The sequence below is a fragment of the Duncaniella sp. genome (assembly GCF_029054785.1).
In the GTDB taxonomy this organism is placed as follows: Bacteria; Bacteroidota; Bacteroidia; order Bacteroidales; family Muribaculaceae; genus Duncaniella.
Genome location: NZ_JAIDEN010000045.1, coordinates 1 through 25,494 on the forward strand (window position 1 = coordinate 1; position 25,494 = coordinate 25,494).

Below are 25,494 nucleotides of genomic sequence, written 5' to 3' on the forward strand. Positions count from 1 at the left end.
AGGAGCATAGCGAGCTATGCGACTGACGAATTTCAACAATTTAGCAAAAGAGACACCAAGGCTAAGGTAACTTAAAAGTTACTCTAAGAGGGTGTTTCATAACAACATCTAACATCGAAAAAATACAATCATGTCAAAAATAGGTATCGTCATTGAACGCGAGTACATGGAGCGCGTCAAGAAAAAAAGTTTCATCATCACCACACTGCTGATGCCCGTACTGATGCTTGTGCTCATGGCTCTTCCGGCTCTGATCATGAGCTATATCGACTCATCGGCGACTATGGTGGCAGTCATTGACAACAGCCGGGAGATACTGCCTGAACTCAGAAACTCGGAAGATCTTCGGTTCTGCCCGGCAACAGACGCTACCGTCGACTCCGCTCTGACCCGCGAAGGCATTGATGCGGTATTGGTCATTCCGGCCAACATCATCGAGAATCCACGCGCCGGTCTGAAATATTATGCCAACGGCCCATCTTCGGTCGGCACGGAGACCGGTATAACCGAACGCATCAACACGATCATCGAAACAAAACGCCTGAAAGCCTACAACATCGAAAATCTTGACGAAATACTCAGCAGCGTCAAAAGCGATGTCAGCCTGACAACAATCCGCGCCGACAAGGACAGCGAGGAAAGCAACTCGTCAATGTTCAGCTATGGCATCGGTATAGCCATGACCTTCATTCTCTATATGTTCCTGCTGATCTACGGGCAGATGGTGATGACTTCCATCATCGAGGAAAAAGGGAACCGAGTGCTTGAAGTCGTAGTTTCGTCAGTGAAACCCGTACAGCTGATGATGGGCAAGATCATTGGCGTCGCACTTGTCGCCGTGACCCAGATCGTGATCTGGGGAGTGTTACTGTCTGCTATGTCGGCCTTTGTCCTTCCGGCTCTTGTTCCGGCCGATGCGATGGCAGACGTAGCAGCTGTCCAGAGCGGCAACTTCGATCAGATCAGCGACAGCTCATCCATCGAAATGATCCAGGCAATCGGAATGCTCGGCAATGTCAGTCATATCCTGACTCTCATCGCACTGATGACAATCTTCCTGATCTTCGGTTTCCTGCTCTATTCGTCGATTTTCGCGGCTGTCGGATCGGCAGTCGACAACATTCAGGATGCAAGTCAGCTGACTTCACTCGCAGTCTTCCCGATTATCTTCGGGCTGATTTTCGCAATGGTCGCGGCAGCAGATCCGATGGGAAGCGTGGCATTCTGGATGTCCATGTTCCCTCTGACATCGCCGATGGTGATGGTAGCCCGCATCCCATTCGGGATCCCAGGCTGGGAAATAGCCCTCTCGCTCGCACTTCTGGCCGCCGGCTTCCTGGCAATGGTGTGGCTTGCAGGAAAAATATATCGTGTCGGCATTTTCATGTATGGCAAAAAACCATCGCTGAAAGAACTCTTCAGATGGATACAATACAAGTAATCTTCAAAAAGTTACGGCTATTTTAAGAGGTTGTTTAAACTTTTGACACGTTCGCTTGTCTAAATTATATCACAATATCTCTCACACTATGAACATCAAACGAATTTTCATATTCTTAGCCGGTACTTTTGCCGCAGCCGGAGTGGTGTCAGCCCAGTCATATTTCGACGATGACATCTACTACAACCCCGCAAAGGCAAGCAAACCGGCCCAGAAAGCAAACACAAAGAAAAACAACCGGACCGCTGTGGTTGTCTATGACTATCCTTCAGCGGACAATTATACAGGCAACGGCACCCGTTCAATCAGTGTCGATGACTACAACCGTCGCGGCATTTTCGCCACAGACTCTCTGTCCGCCGACACAACGGCTACTGATTTCGAATATACCCGCAGAATCGAGCAATTCTACAATCCTCAGATTGTCAGCGGATCCGGAGACCAGGAGCTTGCCAATATCTACTATATGGAACCGGACCAGGTAAACATCTATGTCAATACACCTTCGGCCTACTGGGGCTATGACTACTTCTATCCCTACAATGCCTGGACCTCTCCATACTGGTACAACAACTACTGGCGTTGGAACTCGGCATGGTACTGGGGAACATGGTATGATCCCTACTGGGCATGGGGACCTGCCTGGAACTATCCGGGATGGGGATACCCCTGTTGGGGGCACCATAATTGGGCTTGTGGTCCCGGATGGGGCTGGGGAGGTCCGGTCTATACCGGTCCGCGCCGCGCACCCAATCTGCTTGCCGGCCGTCACCCCGGTGTCAGCAACAACAGCCGTCCAAGCAACAGCCGCCCGAACAGATATGGCAACAGCCGCCCGAACGTTAGCAGCAACCGCTATCCCGCTGTGACCAACAGCCGTCCGAATGTAACGACAAACCGACGTCCGAACAGCAACTCGACCACCAACCGTCCGACAACAAATCAGCGACCGAACAATAGCAATCACAACAACAATTATAACAACTACAATCCAAACAGCATCGGCGGACGCTATGGCACCGGCAGCTACGGCTCCGGTGGCGGCTTCGGCGGCAGCCGTGGAAGCGGTATGGGTTCCGGCGGCAGTTCACGTGGTGGACGAGGACGTCATTAATCTACAATAACACACTCACAAACTTCAGCTTATGAACAAGAAATTATTGGCAGGGATGCTGGTAGCTCTTCCGTCAGCAATGATGGGTCAGACGGCAATTGACGCGTTTTCAATCTCGCAAAGCGATATGCGAGGCACTGCCCGCTTTATGTCTATGGGTGGAGCGTTCACCGCTCTTGGCGGCGACATCTCCACTCTCAATCAGAATCCCGGCGGTATCGGTGTCTACCGCAGCAGTGATATAAGCGCCTCTCTTGATATCAATTTCAAGAGCGGAAAATTCAACGCCGGCGCCGGTTCAAACAGTTGGAACCATACCGATGTGGCCTGCAACAACTTCGGTTATATCGGTACAGTCAACCTGGGTTCCAGTTCCGTTATGCCCTTTTTCAACTGGGGCGTAAGCTACTCGCGCGTGGCCTCTTTTGACCGCCGTTTCCGCGGAACGTTCGGAAGCATCGACACTTCTCTGAGCAACTTCGTCGCTGACAACACAAACAGAACGTTTCTCAACAACGGCGGTATACCGCCACAGCAGATGCAGTTTGTCCAGGGAAGCGATTACAATCCCTACTGGGACGATTATAACGGAAATCCCTATGCTCCCTGGCTCAGCACACTGATGTACACAGCCGGTGTCATCAATCCGATAAGCGCCAACAGTTCGACCTATACCGGCCTCTATGACTATCAGAACTCATCAGCGGTAGCCGATATCGAAGTTGAAGAGAAAGGCCACGTTGACGAATATGCCATCGACTTCGGCGGCAACATTTCCGACGTTGTTTTCTGGGGCATCGGATTCGGCATCACAGATGTCGATTTCCGTTCTCGCTCATATTATTCGGAAAGCATCAACAACGCTTTGGTTCCCGCATCGGCCTATGACGGCGGTACGGTCACCGGAACAGCCGACTATACTCTTGCCAATTATAAACATATCTATGGCAGCGGTTTCAATTTCAAGGCCGGTCTGATCATCAAGCCCGTGAATGAATTCCGTCTCGGTATTGCCGTTCATACTCCGACCTACTACAATCTGTCGTATGAAGGCAGCGGCCAGGTAGGATATTATTACGATTCCCCGGAATACAACAAACCGGTTTCAGGAACAGCAGTGACAGATGATCAGTATATGCGTGAATTCGACTGGAGATGCCGAACTCCGTGGAGACTCATGGTCGGAGCGGCAGGTGTGATCGGCGGACGTGCGATCATCAGCGCCGACTATGAATACCGCGCAAGCAATGACATCAAGGTTCAGGACTATGACGGAAACAATTACAGCGATGTAAACGGTGACATCAAGAACTATTACCAGGCAAGCAACATTCTGCGACTCGGCCTGGAATACCGAGTGACCCCGCAGGTTAGTCTCCGTGCCGGCTACTCGTATGAATCCTCACCCGTGACAACCACTGCCATGGACGGTTATACCTCCAAGGGCCAGGCTATCGACGCCAACTATGTCTATACTTCCGGACCGGATGACACCGAAACCCAGCCGTCATACTCGTTTGACAAATCGACTCAATATGTCACCTGCGGTATCGGCTACCGCTACAAGAACGTATATGCCGATCTTGCCTATGTACACCGTCACCGCTCAAGCAAGTTCAACGCATTTTCCAACTACAATGAGTTTGGAACAGACTATTATGTCCCTGCACCGACCGGCAAGGTCTCTGACGACAACAACTCGCTTGTGCTCACCGTCGGAGTGCGTTTCTAACCCGTATTTCATCTAACTGCATAACAAGACCAAATGGCCAAAAAGAGTTCGCGACCGGCAAGACGCAAAGTCGCGGATCAGAATGAAAACATAGACCTCGACAATCCCGAATTCATCAAAGCCTGGGAGTTGTTGCAGCATACAAAACACTCGATTTTCCTGACCGGCAAAGCCGGGACGGGAAAATCGACTTTTCTGCGGTATATCACAGCGCATACCCGCAAGAAATATGTGGTGCTTGCGCCGACAGGAATAGCAGCAGTCAACGTCGGCGGCGTTACGCTCCATTCGTTTTTCAGAATTCCGTTCAAACCGATTGTTCCCGGCGATCCGGATTTCGCTCCTAACAGGAGCAAGGATAGTATGAAATATCCCGGTAGTCTCGGCAAACTTATACGCGAGGTTGATCTTATCATCATCGACGAGATCTCGATGGTCAGAGCCGACATCATTGACTTTGTCGACCTGCTGCTGAAAACCTATTCCGGAAATCAGCGAGAACCGTTCGGAGGAAAACAGCTGCTGTTTGTCGGCGATGTTTTTCAGCTCGAACCCGTGCTGACAGGCGACATGCGCGACATCCTGCGCAAATTCTACCGCGATGCGTTTTTCTTTTCGGCCCACGCATTTGACCGGATCCATCTTGTCCCCATCGAACTTCGCAAAATCTACCGCCAGAGTCAGGGAGAATTCGTAGAACTGCTTGACCGCATCCGCATGGGATCAGCAACGGCTGAAGATCTTGCCCGGCTCAATTCCCGCTGCTGCGCCCCTACCCTGCCCGACAGCTGCGACGAAGGCAGACCGACAATGACTCTTGCCGCACGTCGCGACATGGTTGACCACATCAACGAATCCCGGCTGGATGCCATCGAGAAACCGGCATTCACATTTATCGGTGAGATCAAAGGCGATTTCCCGGAAAACTCCCTGCCGACTGACCTCGAACTGTCGCTGAAAGAGGGCGCACAGGTTGTATTCATCAAAAACTCGCCTGACAAATTCTGGGTCAACGGCACCATCGGCACTGTAACCTCCCTGACGCAGGACTTGCTTGAAGTGCGCCTTGAAAACGGAGAAGTCCATGAGGTAGAGCCTGAAAAATGGTCGAACATCAAGTACACATTCAACGCCAAGACCAATAAAATCGACGAAACGGAACTCGGCAGCTTCGTACAGTATCCCGTGAAACTCGCCTGGGCGCTCACAATCCACAAAAGCCAGGGGCTTACGTTCAACAATGTCATCATCGACATAGGGCGCGGGGCTTTTACGGGCGGACAGACCTATGTGGCCCTCTCGCGCTGCCGCAGCTTCGAGGGACTGACACTGCGGTCAACAGTAGCCGACAGAGACATTTTCGTCAATCCGGCCATCATAAATTTCAGCCGCTCGTTCAACGATCCGATCCTCATTGACGAAGCCTTGCGTAAAGCCCATGCAGAGGAATGTTACGAAAATGCCCTCGCCAAGGCAGACGAAGGTGATTTCAGCGAGGCTTTTGACCTGTTCACCGAAGGCCTGAGGTCAAAAAGCATTCTTGACAACAGAAGCGCCATGCGGCTTGCGCGCCGCAAACTCTCGGTCATCGGCAAACTAAAAGCGCGTATTGCGGAACTCGAAGCAGACATAGCTGCCGACAGAGAGCGCTTCCGCGACATGGCAATGGAATACACTTCGCTTGGCGATGACTGTCGCATCGACGAAATGCCTCTACCGGCAATCGCCAACTATGACAAGGCTTTGGCGCTTCTTCCGGACCACATTCCGGCTCTTTACGGACGCGCCCTCGCGGCAATGACTCTTGAGGACCACAGGAAAGCACTTGAGGACCTGAACTGCGTCATCAGACTCGATCCGACCAATTTCGATGCCATTCTGCGCATGGCGATGGCCTACTACAATATCGACGACGTCCACAACGCCCTGGACCGTTGCCTTGTCGCACTGTCACTGAGTGAGACCTCTGATTATCCGCGTCCTGCCCTCTATAATCTCCACTCGCTTTTAGCTGACATCTATGAGACTGCCGGCGACAAATCGTCGGCACACCACCACAGCGAAATTGCAAAACGTCTGCGGAGATGACCCCTGCCTGACATCAACGCGAATGGCGGCGATACAAGAAAACGGACAGAGCCGGAAGTTGATTGATCTGACTTCCGGCTCTGTCCGTTTTCTTATTTATTTTAAGGTGTAAGCTCTACTCAAGCTTTCTGAGGATAGAGTTTTTCGCGGGCAGCGAGCACCTTTTCATCAGTGATATAGTCATCGTAATCCATCATCTTGTCGATTGTTCCGCCGGGGGTCAGCTCAATGATACGGTTGCAGACGGTCTGGATAAACTCGTGGTCATGGCTTGACAGAAGCAGATTGCCCTTGAATGCCTGGAGCGTATTGTTGAACGCCTGGATTGATTCAAGGTCAAGGTGGTTTGTCGGAGAATCAAGTACCAGAGTGTTGGCATCGGTCATCATCATGCGGGCGATCATGCATCGCATCTTCTCACCACCGGAAAGAACAGAAGCCTTTTTGAGCACCTCCTCGCCGGAGAAAAGCATCTTGCCGAGGAAACCTTTGAGGTAGATCTCCGAACTGTCATTTGAGAACTGCGAAAGCCAGTCGACAAGATTCAGATCACAATTGAAGAAGGCAGAATTGTCAAGCGGCAGATAAGCAGTGGTGATTGTCTGTCCCCATTCAAAAGTACCCTCGTCAGCCTTGCGGTTGCCGGTGATGATCTCGAACAGCGCAGTCATCGCACGAGGATCATGGCTGAGGAATGCGATCTTGTCGCCCTTCTCAACCTGGAAATTGACATCCTTGAAGAGAATTTCGCCATCGACTGAAGCAGTAAGACCTTTGACTTCAAGAATCTTGTTGCCAGGTTCGCGGTTGGGCGTAAAGATGATTCCGGGATAGCGGCGTGAAGAAGGCTGGATCTCCTCGACATTGAGTTTTTCAAGCATCTTCTTGCGCGAAGTTGTCTGTTTGGATTTGGCGACATTGGCGCTGAAGCGCTGGATGAATTCGAGAAGTTCTTTGCGTTTCTCTTCAGCTTTCTTATTGGCCTGCTGCTGCTGACGCAATGCAAGCTGTGATGACTCATACCAGAAGCTGTAATTACCGGCGAAGAGAGTCAGCTTGTTATAGTCGATATCGAGAGTGTGGGTGCAGACCGAGTCAAGGAAGTGACGGTCGTGGCTGACCACAAGCACTGTGTTTTCAAACTTCGACAGATAGTCTTCGAGCCATGCCACGGTGTCAAGGTCAAGGTCATTGGTAGGTTCGTCCAGCAGGAGGTTGTCCGGATTGCCGAAAAGAGCCTTGGCAAGAAGCACACGCACTTTTTCATTACCGCTCATGTCGCGCATGAGAGTGTAGTGCTTGTCTTCCTTTATACCGAGACCGCTGAGAAGAGCGGCAGCATCACTTTCGGCGTTCCAGCCTTCGAGTTCCGCAAACTTTTCTTCCAGTTCGGAAGCGCGAATACCGTCGGCATCCGAGAAATCTTCCTTGGCATAGAGGGCATCTTTTTCCTGCATGATGTCCCAGAGCACAGTGTGGCCGCGGAGAACGGTTTCCATGACCGTGCAGTCGTCAAACTTGAAGTGGTCCTGCTCCAGAACGCTCATGCGCTCGCCGGGACCTTGGCTTACAGTGCCGTGGGTTGGCGAAAGCTGATCGCTGAGTATGCGCATAAGAGTGGACTTGCCAGCTCCGTTAGCGCCGATTATACCATAGCAGTTGCCGGGTGTAAACTTGAGATTCACATCCTGGAAAAGCACTCGTTTGCCAAATTGGATTCCTAAATTATTAACAGCTATCATCTAAGTTTCTTCTAAAAAATAACTCTTCGAAAATTTTGTTTTCGTTTTTCGGGGTGCAAAGTTACGAATTTTTATCCACATAAACTAAGAGGTCGTTTAAAAACAAGAGTTAAAATCTGAGTGGTGTATCTTTTAGATAAATTGTTGTAAATGAGAAAGGAGCATAGCGAACTATACTCCTTCAATTCAGAACCATATCCACCTCAATACTTTCGCTCAGATTTTAACTATTGTTATTAAACGACCTCTAATGATTTTCCAATCGGTATGTGGAATTACGTTTCTGAACGGGCAGTAATTTACTGATTGATGGCAGACAGCCTCACAAAGTTTTTACCTACTTTCAGTTTTTATCTTTATCTTTGTGAAAAATTCGGTCCCGCAATAAACAATCCCAAGACCAACAATCCAAAAAAAGTCATGAAAAAACAGACACGTGCAATCCATACCGGCTTCCAAAGCCCCGACGCTTACAATTCACTCAGCATGCCTGTCTACCATACTGCCGCTTACGAATTTGACAACGCAGACGAAATGGCAGACGCATTCTGCGGACGCACCAACGCCCCGGACTATTCAAGAGTCACCAATCCGACTGTCATCTATTTCGAAAACAAAGTCAAGGCTCTGACAGGCGCAAAGGATGTCATTGCCTTCAGCTCCGGAATGGCAGCTATCAGCAATGCCCTCATGGCAGTCTCAGGCGCAGGAAAAAACATTGTGACTTCACGTCATATGTTCGGCAACACCTATGCCCTGATAACCGCCACTTTAGGCCGTTTCGGTGTCGGTGCCGGACTGTGTGACCTCACCGACCTTACTCAAGTCGAAGAAGCCATAGACGAAAACTCATGCTGCATATACCTTGAAATCATCACCAATCCGCAAATGGAGGTAGCCGATCTGAAAGGCCTTGCAGAAATAGCACACCGTCACAACATTCCACTGATCGCCGACACGACAGCTATCCCCTTCACCGAATTTGACTCCCACTCGCTTGGAGTGGACATCGAAATAGTCTCAAGCACCAAATATCTGTCAGGCGGCGCCACTTCCATCGGCGGACTCGTGATCGACTACGGCACTTGCCCATGCTTCGGCAAGCGGATGCGTTCAGAGATGCTGCTCAACCTCGGTGCCTATATGACCCCGCACGTCGCATATATGCAGACACTCGGTCTGGAGAATCTCGATGCTCGCTATCGGCTCCAGTCGGCCAACACCCAGACTCTTGCAGAGCGGCTCTGCGGACTCCCGGCTATCCGTAAAGTCAATTATGTCGGTCTCAAAGACAATCCATATCACGAAATAGCCCGTCGGCAGTTCGGACCGACGGCGGGAGCCATGCTGACCATTGACCTTGCAGACCGCGACGCTTGTTTCAGTTTCATCAATAATCTCAGGCTGATCCGCCGCGCAACCAACCTCTTCGACAACAAATCACTTGCAATCCATCCTGCAAGCACCATCTTCGGCCCCTTCACTGACGAACAACGCCGCAGCATGGACATCCTTGACACAACCATCCGCATCTCTGTCGGACTGGAAGATGTCGATGATCTTTTTGATGACATCCGACAGGCTCTTGAGCAAAATTGACAGGAAACAGAATAAAGATTCATAAGCACTCGTATCCACTAAAAAACCAAGCAATGGGAAAATATAATTTCGACAAAATAATCGACCGAAAAGGTTCCGGCGCATTGAAATTCGACGCGCTCGAAGAACGTTACGGCGATGCAGGTCTGCTCCCGATGTGGGTAGCGGACATGGACTTCGAAACTCCGGAGTTTATCACCGAGGCCCTGCGCCGACGCCTCGACCACTCGCTTTTCGGCTACACAATCGAACCGTCGGACTACTGGCCCACGGTGATCCGCTGGATCGCAGACCATCACGACTGGCAGATCGAGCGCGAATGGATCACCTACATTCCGGGAATCGTCAAAGGGATCGGAATGGTCATTAATGTCTTTGTCAAAGAAGACGAAAAAGTGATCATCCAGCCACCGGTCTACCATCCGTTCCGTCTGACACCTGAAGGCAACCACAGGGAAGTGGTCTACAACCCGCTCATCGAAAATCCCGACGGTTCTTACAGCATGGATTTCGACAATCTTGAAAAAGTGGCTGACGAAAAATGCCGCCTGCTCATCCTCTCCAATCCCCACAATCCCGCCGGCATCACCTGGGACCGTCCTACCCTCCAGCGCCTGGCTGAATTCTGCCATCGCCACAACATCCTCGTAATCTCCGACGAAATCCACTGCGATATGGCTCTGTGGGACAACCGCCACATCCCGTTTGCCTCCGTAAGTCCTGAAGCAGCAGAATGCAGTATCACTTTCGGCGCTCCATCCAAGACATTCAATATCGCCGGCATAGTCAGCTCCTACGCGATAGTCCCCAATCAGCGGATCCGCGAACGCCTCTTCGGCTGGCTGACGGCCAACGAGTTTAACGAACCTACCCTCTTTGCCCCGATCGCAACCATCGCCGCCTTCAGCAAAGGGGAGGAATGGCGACGCGAAATGCTGCGCTATATCGAAAGCAACATCGACTTCGTCATCAGCTACTGCGAGGAGCATATCCCGCAGATCAAACCGCTTCGTCCGCAGGCAAGTTTCCTTATATGGCTTGACTGCCGCGGGCTCGGACTGGACCATGACCGGCTCATTGATCTTTTTGTAAGGAAAGCCCGCCTGGCTCTCAACGACGGCGAAATGTTCGGACCCGAAGGCAAAGGCTTCATGCGCCTGAACATAGCCTCCCCTCGCGCCGTGGTCTGCGAAGCCCTTGACCGGCTCAAAGATGCGGTCAGCGAAACAGCGACTCACAAATAAATCTCACACGACCTGCCCCACATCAAGAGCCACGAATCTGCGGAGATCCTGCCTAAAGGCAATCCACAGCATCGTGGCTCTTGACTCATTTCACACCACAGACCAAGCGGATAAGATAAAAAGCCTCAAGAATGTCCGGATGAAACAAACTCTAATTGTATTCAGCCGCCTTTTTCACAAATTTAAGCCTATAAACAAATATTAAGTCCGCAAGTTTGGGATTTTTAGGACCGGAATGTTGGTCAGACGGTGAATATTTTTTATATTTGCAGTAATGAAAAAGTTCAGGCTTTTCGTAAATTCCAATGGTCCAATAATGCCTTGAAAGGCTCATCAATTCTTATTTCATGAACATCCAGACTTCCAAAGCCTCCTCTCCGGCAGGCGAAATCACACTCTATACACTCACTAACAATTCAGGTGCATCAGTCACACTTTCGTCACTCGGCGCCGGCATCGTAGCGGTAAAAGTACCTGATGCCACAGGCAACATGGCCAATGTGGTGCTCGGTTACAAAGATCCGGCATCATATCTTGCCGACGGACCCTGTGCCGGTAAAATCCCCGGACGATTCGCCAACCGCATTGCCCTCGGACATTTCACCCTTGACGGCAAAGATTACACACTTGCTGTCAACAACGGTCCCAATGCCCTCCACGGCGGCCCGACAGGCTTCATGAACAGGATCTGGGAGAGCTGCATCAACGGAGACTCCGTTGAATTCAGCTATCGCGCAGCCGACGGCGAAGAAGGCTATCCCGGCAATCTTGACGTCAAGGCCATCTATACCTGGACCGACGACAATGAGCTCAAGCTCCAGCTTCAGGCCGAGACCGATGCTCCGACAGTCATCAACCTCACCAACCACGTCTACTTCAACCTTGACGGCGAAAACGCAGGCTCTGTCCTCGACCACCAGCTCAGGCTCAACGCCACCCGCTATCTTCCGACAGACGACACGCAGATCCCGACCGGCGAACTCGCTCCCGTCAAAGACTCACCGATGGATTTCACCGAGTTCAAAACCATCGGCCAAGACATCAACGCAGATTTCCATCCGCTGAAAGTTGGCAAAGGCTATGACCATTGCTGGGTTTGCGACGGCTATTCCAAAGGCACTGTCAAGGAAGTCGCCGTGCTGCGCTCATCCAAGTCAGGCCGCGAACTCCGGATCTCGACTTCCCAGCCGGGTATGCAGATCTATACCGGCAACTGGCTTGCCGGCTGCCCCGAAAGCATTTCAGGCGGGACATACAACGACTATGACGGTGTGGCCGTCGAATGTCAGAACTTCCCTGATGCTCCCAACCACCCTGAATTCCCATCATCACGTCTCAATCCGGACGAAAAATATAACGAAACTATAATCTTTAAATTCACCACTCTCTGAGTCATGAAACCAACCTTATTTGTACTCGCTGCCGGCATGGGCAGTCGCTACGGCGGTCTCAAGCAGCTTGATCCCCTCGGTCCCCAGGGCCAGACCATCATGGACTATTCGATCTATGATGCCATCCAGGCCGGCTTCGGCAAAGTTGTCTTTGTAATCCGTAAAGATTTCGAAAAAGATTTCCGCGAAAAGATTCTCTCCAAATACGAAGGTCATATTCCTGTCGAAGTTGTGTTCCAGGCAACCGACAAACTCCCTGAAGGCTACGTCTGCCCGGCAGACCGCAGCAAACCCTGGGGTACAAACCACGCTGTCATGATGGGTAGCGAAGTGATCAACGAGCCTTTCGCCGTGATCAACGCCGATGACTTCTACGGACGCGACGCATTCCGCGTAATGGCCGAAGATCTCATGCGTCCCCGCGACCGCAAAGGCGACTACTCGATGGTCGGTTTCCGCGTAGGCAACACCATGACAGAAAACGGCTCCGTAGCCCGTGGCGTATGCTCCAAAGGCTCTGACGGCAATCTTACCGGCGTTGTTGAGCGCACTGCCATCTCCTACGCACCTAACGGCGACATCGTTTTCACCGACGAAAACGGCGTTGAACAGACTCTCGATCCGATGACCCCCGTCTCGATGAACCTCTGGGGCTTCACTCCTGACTATTTCGACTACTCCGAACGTGAATTCCGCACATTCCTTGACAAAGACCTCAACACTCCGAAAGCAGAATTCTTCATTCCTCTGGTAATCGACACCCTCATCCACTCCGGCGAAGCAACCGTGAAAGTACTTGACACTGACTCTCGCTGGTTCGGTGTCACCTATGCGGCTGACCGTCCTGGTGTAGTTGAGAAATTCGCTCAACTACACGCCGAAGGAGTCTATCCGGAAAAAATGTTCTAAAAAATCTCCCAACAAAATCTCATCTTCACAACCATGGAACTCAAGAAAAAAGTCAGCGAAGCTTTCGCATCGCATTTCGGCGGCGAAGGCACACTCTATGCCTCTGCCGGACGCATCAACCTCATCGGCGAGCATACCGACTATAACGGTGGCTTCGTATTCCCCGGCGCCATCGATAAAGTCATCATGGCTGACATCCGTCCGAACGGAAGCGAGAAAGTCAATCTCTACTCGATAGACCTCAACGAATCGTCGACATTCGGACTGAACGAGGAAGACGCCCCCTCACAGCAGTGGGCACGCTATATCTTCGGCGTGTGCCGCGAAGTGATCAAGCGTGGCGGCGCTGTCAAAGGTTTCGATGCGACATTCGCCGGCAATGTTCCCTTAGGTGCAGGTCTTTCTTCATCGGCCGCACTTGAATCATGCTTTGCATTCGCTCTCAACGACCTCTTTAACGACAATTCCATCGACAAATTCGAACTCGCAAAAATCGGCCAGTCCACCGAGCACAACTACTGCGGTGTCAACTGCGGCATCATGGACCAGTTCGCCTCTGTGTTCGGCAAAAAAGACTGCCTGATCCGTCTTGACTGCCGCTCGCTTGAATTCGAATATTTCCCCTTCAAGCTCGACGGCTACCGTCTGGTTCTTGTCGATTCCGTTGTCAAACATGAACTCGTTGACTCTCCCTACAACAAACGTCGCCAGTCATGTGAAAACGTGGCCCGTCGTCTCGGCATTGAAACTCTCCGCGACGCTGACATGGATATGCTCAACTCCATCAAGAACGACATTTCAGCCGAGGATTACATCCGCGCCAAATTCGTCATTGAGGAAAAAGAACGCGTCCTTGATGTCTGCGAAGCGCTCAACCGCGGCGACATCGAAACCGTCGGCAAACTCATGTATGAGACCCACCGCGGCCTTTCGAAAGACTACGAAGTTTCCTGTGTGGAACTTGACTACCTCAACGACATCGCCCGCGAATGTGGCGTGACCGGATCCCGCATCATGGGTGGAGGTTTCGGAGGCTGCACTATCAACCTCGTCCCTGACGCCATCTATGACAGCTTCATCTCAACCGTGACCGATAAATTCAACCAGCGCTACGGACATCAGCCAAAGATCTACGACGTTGTGATCTCCGACGGCGCACGCCGTGTTGAATAATCCGCAGATGCACTCTCCGTCATCTTCCCTCCCCTCTCGCCTCATACACTTGCTTTCATCTTAATCACAGACACACAGAAAGAAAATAAACCGAAATGATTAAAGCCCGAATATCACTGACTTTAATAATCCTATCAGCTCTTCTCGCGACGGTCTTCTCCGGCTGTCGCGAGAAGATTTCTGATGAGGATCCGGCCATCACCTATTATTCAGAACTTCGAGCAGTCAAAAAACTGGTGGTCGGACGCATGACCATTTCAAAATTGGCCACAATCGACGATATCCGTCTCAGCGAAGCCCAAGGGCTGAAGCAGACCGCATCCGCCATACTCGCGGCAATCAAACCCGGTTCCCGCAAAGCCGTATATTCATACGACACATATCTGCGGGCCTACATTAATCTTGACAGACTGTCGCCCGATGATGTCAGGCTGGATTCCGATGGAGAAAATCTTGAAATCACCCTACCGCCCGTCGAGGTCGAATTTGCCGGACGCGACGCTGAAATCCGAGAGGAACACTACCGCGTCACAGGTCTGAGATCTGAAATCAACGCCGACGAACGAGCCTTGCTGAAAGAGGAAATGAACCGTCTGCTGAAAAAAGAAGTGAAGGAAAATCCCGATTTCACATCTCACCTGACAGAATTGGCAAAAGCCAAGGCAATCGCATATTTCACTCAATGGGGTCAAAACCAGGGACTCAACGTCCGGATAAAATTCAAAAATTAACCAAGCCGACACATTAAACTGTTCCTTACCAGTAATATATTACTTTTAATTTTTAAGATTTACTTACTATGAAACTTCTCAGCATATTAAGGTGGGGTGTCCTTCTGACTCTCACCGCAATAGTCATAATCCTCTGCATGGAATTCAAAAAATCGCCGGAAGCATCCAATTTCAAAATTCATGATGCCCTGGTGACCGACCTTCGACCGGCTATGGAACTCTGTACGGTGGAAATCGTTGAAGACGTACCCGTCAAAGGCCACATCGGAACCAAACACATTTTCGCGCGGACGACTCTCAACGGCTACATATCATTCGACCTCGACAGCATCTCCACATCTTCAGTCGGAGACACAATAGTCGTGTCTCTGCCGCATGAAATCATTGAAATCCGTGAGTCCACCCGTCCGGGTTCATACATAGTCATTGACACCTGGAACGAAAAACTGCTTGGATCATCTCAGTTCACAACAGCCGAAGAAAACGCGGTCAAGCGCAAAGTAATTGAAAATTTCAGAAAAAAGATCTATGCCAAAGGCTATGTCCGCCAGGCCAGAAAAGACGCGGTTGAAACACTCAGGCAGATGCTCCCGGTGATCTCCACATCTCCGGTCAAAATAATTGATCCGGTCCCCGGCGGCTATCCTGAGTCCTGATAAGACTCTGCCAAAAGTTCTCCTTTCGCCGACTGGAACAAGAACTGAATGACAGCTTTGCTATTTCGCCGAAATATTACTAATTTTGCAGACTGAAGCGTTGTGATCGCTAACAAGCGACTGTTTTTCACGCGCGCATACATTATATTTATAGAACGATCGAAACCAGCACCTGAAAACTTCAGTTTTTTCGGCTATCGGGAAACATCCCCCTCAACTCCTACATTTTCTCCATGCAACAGACAGATCCCAATCAGACTCGCAACAACCCGTCTGAAAAAGACACAAAGGCCAAGAAGACGAAAAAACATCGTGGCATAATAGCCACGCTATGGATCATCTTCACTCTTGGTGTCATCGGAGTTTTCCTCTTCCTATTCCTTGTTTATAATGGAGTGATCGGCTACATGCCGCCGGTCGAGGAGCTAAAAAATCCGACCGATCGTTTTGCCTCTGTGCTATATTCGTCTGACGGCAAAGAGATCGGGCGCTATTTCGTCGGAACCGGCAACCGTGTCTACGCAGACTTCGATGAAGTGTCGCCTCATGTCATAGACGCTCTGATCTCTACTGAGGATGTGCGTTTCGAAGAACACTCCGGCATTGACATGCGTGGCCTTGCCCGCGTGTTGTTCAAAACTGTCCTGATGGGCAATAAAAACGCCGGCGGCGGTTCAACCCTGACACAGCAGCTTGCCAAGCAGCTATATTCCCCGACAAGTTCCGGCTTCCTCTCACGAGCTATGCAGAAACCGATCGAATGGATGATCGCCGTAAAACTGGAGCGCTACTATTCAAAGGAAGAGATCATAAAGATGTATCTCAACCAGTTTGACTTCCTCTATAATGCTGTCGGCATCAAGTCCGCCGCACATGTCTACTTCGGAAAAGCGCCTAAGGATCTGACTATCGAGGAGGCCGCAACCCTTGTGGGCATGGTTAAGAATCCGGCCTATTACAATCCGGTCAGAAGGAATGAACGTACGCTTCAGCGTCGCAATGTGGTGCTTGCCCAAATGGAAAAGGCTGGAAAAATCACCAAAGCCCAACTCGACTCCCTTTCGGCACTTCCTCTGACGCTCAATTTCAACCGCGTGGATGCCAAAGACGGTATCGCTCCATATTTCCGCGAAGAACTCCGCCGGATGCTTCGCGCTCATAAGCCCGAACGCCAGAACTACCGCGCCTGGGAAAACCAGAAGTTTGTTGATGACTCTATTGCCTGGGAAACAAATCCTCTTTTTGGCTGGATCGAAAAAAATCCCAAGCCAGACGGCTCCAAATATGACATCTATACTGACGGTCTGAAAATATACACCACGATTGACACCCGCATGCAGGCTTATGCAGAAGAGGCTGTCGACGAACATCTCGGCGGTTATCTCCAGCCCGCATTTTTCCGCGAAAAACGCGGAACCAAAGGTGCTCCATACACTTCCGATCGGGCTGAACTTTCAGAAATACGCCGCAATCATCTCATCCGCAACGCGATGAAAAACACCGACCGCTACCGCAACATGGTAAAGGCCGGCGCTTCACGCGAAGAAATCGACAGAGCTTTCAACACGCCACGCGAAATGAAAGTTTTCACCTACCACGGATCTGTCGACACCGTGATGACACCTCTTGACTCGGTCCTCTACCAAAAAATGTTCCTCAGAACAGGATTCATGGCAATGGACCCGCTCAACGGCCACATCAAAGCCTATGTCGGAGGGCCTGACTTCGGCTACTTCCAGTATGACATGGTCTCTACCGGACGCCGCCAGATCGGATCAACCGTAAAGCCGTTCCTGTACACCTATGCGATGGAGGAAGGATTCACCCCCTGCGATGAGTTTTCCAATACCCAGCCGGTCATCACCGATGAAAGCGGGCGCGTATGGGCGCCCCGCAATGCAGGATCGGCACGTGTAGGCGAGATGGTCAACCTGCGCTGGGCGCTGACCAACTCAAACAACTGGATCTCGGCCCGCCTGATCTCCCAGCTCTCCCCTCCATCACTCGTCAGAACAATGCACAACTTCGGTATCACAGCCGATCTGCCTCCTGTCATGTCGCTTTGCCTCGGCCCGGCGGATGTATCGGTCAAGGAGATGGTCACCGCCTATTCCGCTTTTGCAAACAACGGAATGCGTGTCGACCCGATGTTTGTCACCGCGATCACCGACAACAACGGAAACATCATCTCGGAATTTTCACCACGCCACACAGAGGTTATCAGTGAAAAAGCCTACTACCGCATTCTGTCCATGCTGCTGAATGTAGTCAACGAAGGTACCGCCCACCGTGTGCGCTCACGCTACGGTCTGACAGCCGAGATGGGAGGCAAGACCGGTACAACCAACTACAACGCTGACGGATGGTTCATGGGCTTCACGCCTCAGCTTGTCGCAGGAACATGGGTCGGAGGTGAAGAACGCTTCATTCACTTCAACACGATGGCCTATGGCCAGGGTGCAGCAATGGCACTCCCGATCTACGGACGCTTCATGAAGAAAGTCTATGCGGATCCGAACCTCAACTACTCTCAAAGCGCCCGTTTTGAATTTCCGGGAGGAATCGATCTCTGCGAAAAGGAATTCTACGGCTACTACGAAGAGGAGATCGATGCCGACACCAATGCGGAAGACGCCTCGATCGAAGGAGTGTTTGACTGACGACAAAAGCTTCTTAGCTCCGGTATGACCGGTATGACCGACTAAATCAGACCGGAATAGGACACAAATATAAAAATTTGGCATTGTCAATGTTTATCATTAACTTTGCCGCTGTAAATGGTAACTCTGCCATGAAGAGTCATGGCGACAAGAGTTTAATAGGGAATCCGGTGAAAATCCGGAACAGTACCCGCTGCTGTAAGTTCCATCTCACATCTTGTATGTGCAGACGGTCTCTGCATCAATGCCATTACCGCTGTCGGACATGAGTTTGAGTCTCGAATTGTCCCTCCAGGGTGAGAAGGCGCAGATTGACCGGAACAAGTCAGAAGACCTGCCGTTTACAGACATATCTGTTTTGCGTCTGCGGGAATTTACAGACAGGAATCACATCTTTCAAAGCCATAAGGCCCCTCCTATTTCAGTCAATCTGATCTCAAGAGAGAATGCCTTAGGAGAAAGTATTGTTTAAAGATCATCCTATCCGCATCTTTTCGAGCGCAAAACGCAGAAAAGACGCGGATTTTTCTTTTCGGTATATTCTTTAACCAATCAAAAACAGACTTCAAACGACAAAAACCATGAATGTCAAATTTTTAAATCTCCTAAGCATCTTTGCAATGATGAGTGTGCTTCCTCTGACAAGCTGTTCGGACGAAAAGGACACTCCGGACCCGGCAGTTCCTGAATTTGTGATCACAGATTGCGATGGAATCCAGAAATTCACTCGCGGAGAAAGCAAGACATACACCGTCGATGCACAGAACATTGCCAATATCTCCATCTCAACTCCTCAGGGTTGGTCATCGGACTTTTCAGACAACATCCTGACAATCACAGCTCCGTCAGATCAGGAACGGAATGTTGCCTGCACAGGCGAGATCGTCATCACAACTGTTTCTGAAGATGAAATCGAGACTGAAATCAAAATTGAAGTCTCCACCTATGAACTGCGCTTCCTGACTTTCGAAGATGAAGACGCAAAATTCAGCCCTTTCAGTCTTAGCTATTGCGACAAGACAATCTCCAGATGGAGCGATCTTATTGACAATAAACAGTATGGCGGAGAACTGCTCTATGGCCCGGACAGCTACGGAATGGATGACCCATACATGTGGTATGACGAGAACAACACCGAACTGCGCCACTCCATGCCGCCGGCTTTCGACATGTACTGCTACTGGAGCGGCGGCCACGCCATCTCGAATTATGCCGACACAGATCTGAGCCACGGCGATTTCTCACACCAGCTCTCAGTCTACGGTGCCGGAGGCCACAACGGTTCAAGCAACTTCGCCATGCACTACGGATATCTTGACGGCTCGCAGTTCAATACTAACGAGGGACTCCCGGCCATTGAGTTTGCCGACGGCAAAGCCCGCATCATAGATCATATGTGGGTAATGAACTCCACATATGCCATGAACTGCTATATCTCCGGCAACGGCCTCACCGCCAAGATCGGTCCTGACGACTGGGTGCAGATCGTAGCTACAGGATATGCAGCCGACGGCAGCAAGGCAGGCGAAAGCAAGTTCTATATGTGTAACGGGCCTGACAACATTGTCCGCGACTGGACCCGCTGGGACCTTTCCGAGTTAGGCAAAGTGGCTAAAGTTGAGTTCAACGTGACCGGATCATCGGACAACGGCTATGGCTTCAGCCAGCCTGCCTATTTCGCCTATGACGACGTGGCAGTACGCTTCGAAGAATAAGGTTGTCAAAAACGCCCTCTAAAAAGGCTTTCAAGAAAAGACCTCTGATATAATATGAATAGAATGATAGAAAGAACGGGCACGGCCACCGCCATACTTCTGGCGGGGACTATGCTCTTTTCATGCAACCGCGACGAGGTGATCGAGAATGACAACGCGGCGAAACCGCAGATCATCCTTGACAGCGAGAGCGGAATCTATACGGTGAATGCGGGCGACGAACTGACGATAGCTCCGGCCTACCGCAATGCCGAGGGCGCCTCGTATCTCTGGACTGTAGACGGAACCGAGGCCGCGACCACTGCTGAATTCACCCGGCAGTGGACCGAGACGGGCGAATATTACGTGACCGTCACCGTGAGCAACAAGGCCGGGAGTTCCAGCGAAGACCTGAGAGTGGACGTGGTCGATCCGGCCGCTCCGATAATTTCACTGCCACTTGCAGGCAACTCACTGACGCTCGCCGTGGGATCGGAATATGTGTTCCGCCCTGAGATCAGCAACAGTGACAGAACGGATTTCAAGATCAGCTGGACACTCGACGGTGTGGAAGTCGGCTCGGATATGGACTACCGCTTCCAAGCCGGGGAGACGGGTGATTACAAGCTGACAGTCAGAGCCTGGAACGCCGATGGCGAAGATTCGGTGGAGATCAGCATCTGTGTGGCCGACAAGTTGCCTTACAGCCTATCATTCCCTACACCGTCATATTTCCAGACATCAACCACACGCTACACGTTTGCCGGACGCCCCGTGTTTCTGAGTCCGCTTATCGAAAATCTTGCGGCCCGGAAATTCTCATGGACGGTTGACGGAGTGGCAAGCGAATGCACTGCGCGGACCTTCCCCTTCACCCCCGACGCGCCGGGCGAATACATTGTCAGCCTGACGGTCGATGAAACGGCAAGCGCATCGGTCAAGGTGGTGTGCGTGGATGCCACCGAGGCGCAGCGCTACCGCAGGCCTACAGCCGGAAGTTCTGCCGAGAGCACCAAGGTATTTGAATGGGTTCCGGCACCGGGCCAGTTCATCGGCGAGACTTCAACCGGAGGCATGACCGGCAATGAGACTACACTTGATCAAGCAAACGCATGGGCCTCGGAGCGACTTGCCAAGAAAGCCTTTGTCACTCTCGGAGGGTTCGGAGGCTATATAATAGTCGGTTTCGACCACAGTATCAGCAAGAGAGACGGGCAGTTTGATTTCGCCGTCATGGGTAATGCGTTTTTCAACGCTACAACCGGATCGGGAGGCTCCAACGAGCCCGGTGTGGTCTACGTCATGCAGGATGTCAACGGCAACGGACTTCCCGATGATGAATGGTATGAACTGCGCGGATCGGAGACCGGAAACGCAGGCACACGCCAGGACTATGCAGTGACCTATTACCGCCCTGCCGGACCGAAGATGAACGTGCTATGGACCGACAACTACGGTGGCAACGGCTGTGTGGACTATCTAAGCGCCTTCCACCGTCAGGACTACTACTATCCGGCCTGGATCGAAGCAGACTCATATACGCTCAACGGCACCTGCCTGGCAGCCCGGACCTCTCAGGACCCAAGCTCCGGTTTCTGGGACAACAGCGCATTCGGCTGGGGTTATGCCGACAACAAAGGCAGTGACGACCTCGGCGGCCCGAACGGCTCAGGCGGAGAAGGACAACGCAACGGGTTCCTGATCGAAAACGCGATGTATCCTGACCTGACGCATATAAATCTCCAGTATATCGACTTCATAAAGGTACAGACCGGAGTCAATTCCAAATCCGGATGGCTCGGAGAAGTCTCTACCGAAGTGTTCAATTTCCAGGACCTCTCGCTGATGTCTCAGTAGGCATGACAGAAGCCTGAACCATTAGACCATAACTCCAAACTTTACTCTTTTTTCTGCCGACCGGCAGGCCCTGCCGGGCTGACGGACGCAAGGGAATGACAGTGTTCCCGCCGTCTGAGGCTTTCAGGATACTCTGACCTGAAACCAACCAGACAAAAAAGATTCCCTTGCATCATCCGTCAGTCCGGCGGGACCTCCGATCATCCGCACCGCAGGCAGTTGGCGTTCTCGCATAAAAGAAGTAATTTTGCGGCGCTTAAACGCACGCATGACAAATAAAGATCAAGAAGCAGTGAAATCAAGACTGAAACCATTCTCAATATTCATTCTGATCCTCTCCTCTCTGACCCTGGGCGGGTGTATGGAGTGGGACTACGGCGAAACGGAAGACTTCGATGTCACCGGATCGGGCCTTTTCATAACCAACGAAGGGAACTTCCAGTACGGCAACGCCACTCTGAGCTACTACGATCCGGCCACAAACACCGTGCAGAACGAGGTGTTTTTCAGAGCCAACGGCATGAAACTCGGCGATGTGGCCCAGTCGATGAGCATCTATGACAACAAGGGGTGGATAGTGGTCAACAACTCACACGTCATCTTCGCCATAGACCTCAACACATTCAAGGAGATCGGTCGCATCGAGAATCTGACATCTCCGCGCTATATCCACTTTCTGAGCGATGAAAAAGCCTATGTCACACAGCTCTGGGACAACCGCATCTTCATCGTCAACCCGAAGAAATATGAGATCACCGGCTATATCACGGTGCCTGACATGACTATGGAAAGCGGATCGACCGAACAGATGGTGCAGTACGGCAAATATGTGTACTGCAACTGCTGGAGCTACCAGAACCGTATCATAAAGATCGACACCGAAACTGATCAGGTGGTAGACCAGCTGACCGTTGGCATCCAGCCGACATCACTGGTGCTTGACAGATATGACAAGATGTGGACCGTGACTGACGGCGGCTATGAAGGCAGTCCCTACGGACATGAGGCACCGTCGCTCTACCGCATCGACGCCGCGACGTTCACCATCGAGAAGCAGTTCAAGTTCAAATTCGGTGACTGGCCTTCGGAGGTGCAGCTCAACGGCACCGGCGATACGCTCTACTGGATCAACAACGATATCTGGCGCATGGATGTCACAGCGACGCGGCTTCCTGTCAGACCATTCCTCGAATTCCGCGACACAAAATACTATGGACTGACAGTCAACCCGGCCAACGGGGAAGTCTATGTGGCCGATGCGATCGACTATCAGCAGCAGGGAATGATCTACCGTTACAGTCCTGAAGGCGAACTTGTCGACGAATTTTATGTCGGCATCACGCCCGGAGCTTTCTGTTGGAAATAAAGCCGGTACACGTCTATGAAAAAATTACTGATAATATTCTCCATACTCCTCTCAGCGACATTTCACGTGGCAGCACAGCGTTCCTACCGCCTTGGAGAAGTCGTTGTCAAAGCCAAACGCCCGATGAAAGATATCGGCGTGACCAAAACCACCTTTGACAGTGCCATGCTTAAAGAAAACATCGCACTGTCGATGGCCGACATCCTTACTTTCAACTCTTCGATCTTCGTCAAAAGCTATGGCCGCGCAACGCTCTCGACAGTCGCATTCCGGGGCACATCTCCAAGCCACACCCAAGTGACATGGAACGGCATGCGCATCAATAACCCGATGCTCGGCATGACCGACTTCTCGACCATACCATCCTATTTTATTGATCAGGCTTCACTGCTCCACGGAACATCTTCAGTCAACGAGACCGGAGGCGGACTCGGCGGACTTGTCAGACTCTCCACAACGCCTGACACTCCGGAGGGATTCAACGCGCAGTATGTCCAGGGCATAGGCTCTTTCAGCACATTCGACGAATTCGCCCGCATAACCTATGGCAGCGACAAATGGCATATCTCGACACGGGCCGTCAACTCATCATCACCCAATGACTATAAGTACGTCAACCACGACAAAAAGATAAACATCTATGACGATGACCACAACATCATAGACCAATATCACCCGACCGAACGCAACAAAAGCGGATCGTTCAGAGACACTCACATTCTTCAGGAAATCTACTACAACACCCTCAAAGGTGACCGATTCGGACTCAACGCCTGGTATATCGACTCAAACCGGGAACTGCCGATGCTGACCACTGACTATGGCAATGCCTCCGACTTCGAGAACCGTCAGCGCGAACAGACATTCCGCAACGTACTCTCCTGGGACCACAACCGGACAAAGTGGAAGGCCGGACTTAAAGGGGGCTATATCCACACATGGATGGCCTATGACTACAAACGCGAGGTTGCCTCCGGAAACTGGGCCACTATGACCCGATCCCGCAGCAGAGTCAACACAATTTACGGCCAGGCCGAGGGGGAATTCACACCCAACCGCAAATGGTTCTTCACCGGAAATATCTCGGCCCACCAGCATTTTGTGCGCAGCCAGGATAAAAACATCATACTTCAGGACGGCAACAAAGCAATTGTCGGCTATGACAAGGGACGCATAGAACTTTCAGGCTCTTTGTCGGCAAAATGGCAGCCGACCGAAAGGCTTGGAATGTCAGTCGTGTTGCGCGAAGAGATGTTCGGCACCGAATGGGCGCCGCTGATCCCCGCCTTTTTCATTGACGGCCTCATCTCGCGCACAGGCAACATTATGCTCAAGGCCTCTGTCTCCAGAAACTATCGCTTCCCGACCCTCAACGACCTCTACTTCCTTCCCGGAGGCAATCCGGACCTGCGCAACGAGCACGGTTTCACCTACGATGCAGGTGCGAGTTTCGAGATAGGCAAAAATGAGGTTTACAGCCTCAACGGCAGTGTCACATGGTTCGACTCGCGCATCAACGACTGGATCATCTGGCTTCCGACAACCAAAGGCTTCTTTTCTCCGAGAAATGTCAAGAAAGTCCATGCCTACGGAGTCGAAGTAACAGCCAATCTTGGGCTACAACCATTCAAAGACTGGTTCCTTGATCTGAACGGATCCTATTCCTGGACACCCTCGGTCAACGAAGGCGAAAAAATGTCGCCTGCCGATCAGTCTGTCGGCAAGCAGTTGCCCTATGTCCCGAAAAATTCAGCCTCTTTCAGCGGACGTCTCGCATGGCGCTCGTGGGGATTTCTTTACAAATGGTGCTGGTACTCGGAACGGTTCACGATGTCAAGCAATGACTACACCCTCACCGGCCATCTCCCCCAGTATTTCATGAGCAACATATCGCTTGAAAAAGGTCTTTCATTCAAACCGGTCGACCTGTCACTGAAATTCGCAGTCAACAACCTCTTCAACGAAGACTATCTTTCAGTGCTTTCACGCCCGATGCCCGGAATCAACTTCGAATTCTTCATCGGCATAACACCGAAATTCAACAGAAAAAAATAAGCCGGACTCCGATAGCGGAAATCCGGTGACAGACTATATATC

Annotated in this window: 17 protein-coding genes and 1 riboswitch; of the genes, 16 read left to right on the plus strand and 1 reads right to left on the minus strand. The window is 51.3% G+C overall.

Annotated features, from left to right (window positions below):
* Window positions 1-130 precede the first annotated feature (130 nt).
* From K2H17_RS02865 to K2H17_RS02880, 4 genes are all read left to right on the plus strand, one after another.
* Window positions 131-1,441 (plus strand): ABC transporter permease, encoded by a 1,311-nt coding sequence (locus K2H17_RS02865; protein ID WP_300131193.1) that lies wholly within the window; start codon window positions 131-133, stop codon window positions 1,439-1,441.
* An 88-nt stretch (window positions 1,442-1,529) separates the two neighbouring features.
* A complete protein-coding gene (locus K2H17_RS02870) occupies window positions 1,530-2,555 on the plus strand; it encodes a hypothetical protein (RefSeq protein ID WP_300131195.1) in 1,026 nt (341 codons plus the stop codon).
* A 31-nt stretch (window positions 2,556-2,586) separates the two neighbouring features.
* On the plus strand, window positions 2,587-4,287 hold the full coding sequence (locus K2H17_RS02875) for a hypothetical protein (protein WP_300131198.1): 1,701 nt from the start codon (window positions 2,587-2,589) through the stop codon (window positions 4,285-4,287).
* A 33-nt stretch (window positions 4,288-4,320) separates the two neighbouring features.
* Complete coding sequence (locus K2H17_RS02880; protein WP_300131199.1) at window positions 4,321-6,375, plus strand: AAA family ATPase; 2,055 nt, start codon at window positions 4,321-4,323, stop codon at window positions 6,373-6,375.
* A gap of 119 nt (window positions 6,376-6,494) precedes the next feature.
* Here the strand turns inward: K2H17_RS02880 and K2H17_RS02885 are convergent, their stop codons facing one another.
* The gene (locus K2H17_RS02885; RefSeq protein ID WP_300131201.1) at window positions 6,495-8,117 is read right to left on the minus strand and encodes an ATP-binding cassette domain-containing protein; all 1,623 of its coding nucleotides are present in this window, start codon (window positions 8,115-8,117) and stop codon (window positions 6,495-6,497) included.
* 420 nt (window positions 8,118-8,537) lie between these two features.
* Here K2H17_RS02885 and K2H17_RS02890 point away from each other — a divergent pair, with 420 nt between their 5' ends.
* The 12 genes from K2H17_RS02890 (at window position 8,538) to K2H17_RS02945 (ending at window position 25,452) form a co-directional block, all read left to right on the plus strand.
* Complete coding sequence (locus K2H17_RS02890) at window positions 8,538-9,716, plus strand: aminotransferase class I/II-fold pyridoxal phosphate-dependent enzyme (protein WP_300131203.1); 1,179 nt, start codon at window positions 8,538-8,540, stop codon at window positions 9,714-9,716.
* Between the two features lie 53 nt (window positions 9,717-9,769).
* Window positions 9,770-10,960: a PatB family C-S lyase gene (locus K2H17_RS02895; protein ID WP_300131204.1), complete on the plus strand. Its 1,191-nt coding sequence runs from the start codon at window positions 9,770-9,772 to the stop codon at window positions 10,958-10,960.
* A 347-nt stretch (window positions 10,961-11,307) separates the two neighbouring features.
* Window positions 11,308-12,351, plus strand: coding sequence for an aldose epimerase family protein (locus tag K2H17_RS02900; protein WP_300131206.1), 1,044 nt, complete (start codon window positions 11,308-11,310; stop codon window positions 12,349-12,351).
* 3 nt (window positions 12,352-12,354) lie between these two features.
* Window positions 12,355-13,260, plus strand: a complete 906-nt coding sequence (locus K2H17_RS02905) for a sugar phosphate nucleotidyltransferase (RefSeq protein ID WP_300131208.1) — start codon at window positions 12,355-12,357, stop codon at window positions 13,258-13,260.
* Window positions 13,261-13,293: 33 nt separating this feature from the next.
* Entirely contained in the window at window positions 13,294-14,433 is a 1,140-nt protein-coding gene (galK, locus tag K2H17_RS02910; RefSeq protein ID WP_300131211.1) for a galactokinase, read from the plus strand.
* A 95-nt stretch (window positions 14,434-14,528) separates the two neighbouring features.
* Window positions 14,529-15,164: a DUF4230 domain-containing protein gene (locus tag K2H17_RS02915; protein ID WP_300131213.1), complete on the plus strand. Its 636-nt coding sequence runs from the start codon at window positions 14,529-14,531 to the stop codon at window positions 15,162-15,164.
* Window positions 15,165-15,232: 68 nt separating this feature from the next.
* On the plus strand, window positions 15,233-15,820 hold the full coding sequence (locus tag K2H17_RS02920) for a DUF4230 domain-containing protein (RefSeq protein WP_300131215.1): 588 nt from the start codon (window positions 15,233-15,235) through the stop codon (window positions 15,818-15,820).
* A gap of 233 nt (window positions 15,821-16,053) precedes the next feature.
* Window positions 16,054-18,480 (plus strand): transglycosylase domain-containing protein, encoded by a 2,427-nt coding sequence (locus K2H17_RS02925; RefSeq protein WP_300131217.1) that lies wholly within the window; start codon window positions 16,054-16,056, stop codon window positions 18,478-18,480.
* Between the two features lie 101 nt (window positions 18,481-18,581).
* A riboswitch (cobalamin riboswitch) is annotated at window positions 18,582-18,837 on the plus strand.
* 224 nt (window positions 18,838-19,061) lie between these two features.
* Window positions 19,062-20,195: a DUF4465 domain-containing protein gene (locus tag K2H17_RS02930; RefSeq protein WP_300131220.1), complete on the plus strand. Its 1,134-nt coding sequence runs from the start codon at window positions 19,062-19,064 to the stop codon at window positions 20,193-20,195.
* Window positions 20,196-20,258: 63 nt separating this feature from the next.
* A complete protein-coding gene (locus tag K2H17_RS02935) occupies window positions 20,259-22,031 on the plus strand; it encodes a PKD-like domain-containing protein (protein ID WP_300131222.1) in 1,773 nt (590 codons plus the stop codon).
* A 361-nt stretch (window positions 22,032-22,392) separates the two neighbouring features.
* Window positions 22,393-23,397: a glutaminyl-peptide cyclotransferase gene (locus K2H17_RS02940; RefSeq protein WP_300131226.1), complete on the plus strand. Its 1,005-nt coding sequence runs from the start codon at window positions 22,393-22,395 to the stop codon at window positions 23,395-23,397.
* Window positions 23,398-23,412: 15 nt separating this feature from the next.
* Window positions 23,413-25,452 (plus strand): TonB-dependent receptor, encoded by a 2,040-nt coding sequence (locus K2H17_RS02945; RefSeq protein ID WP_300131224.1) that lies wholly within the window; start codon window positions 23,413-23,415, stop codon window positions 25,450-25,452.
* Window positions 25,453-25,494 lie beyond the last annotated feature (42 nt).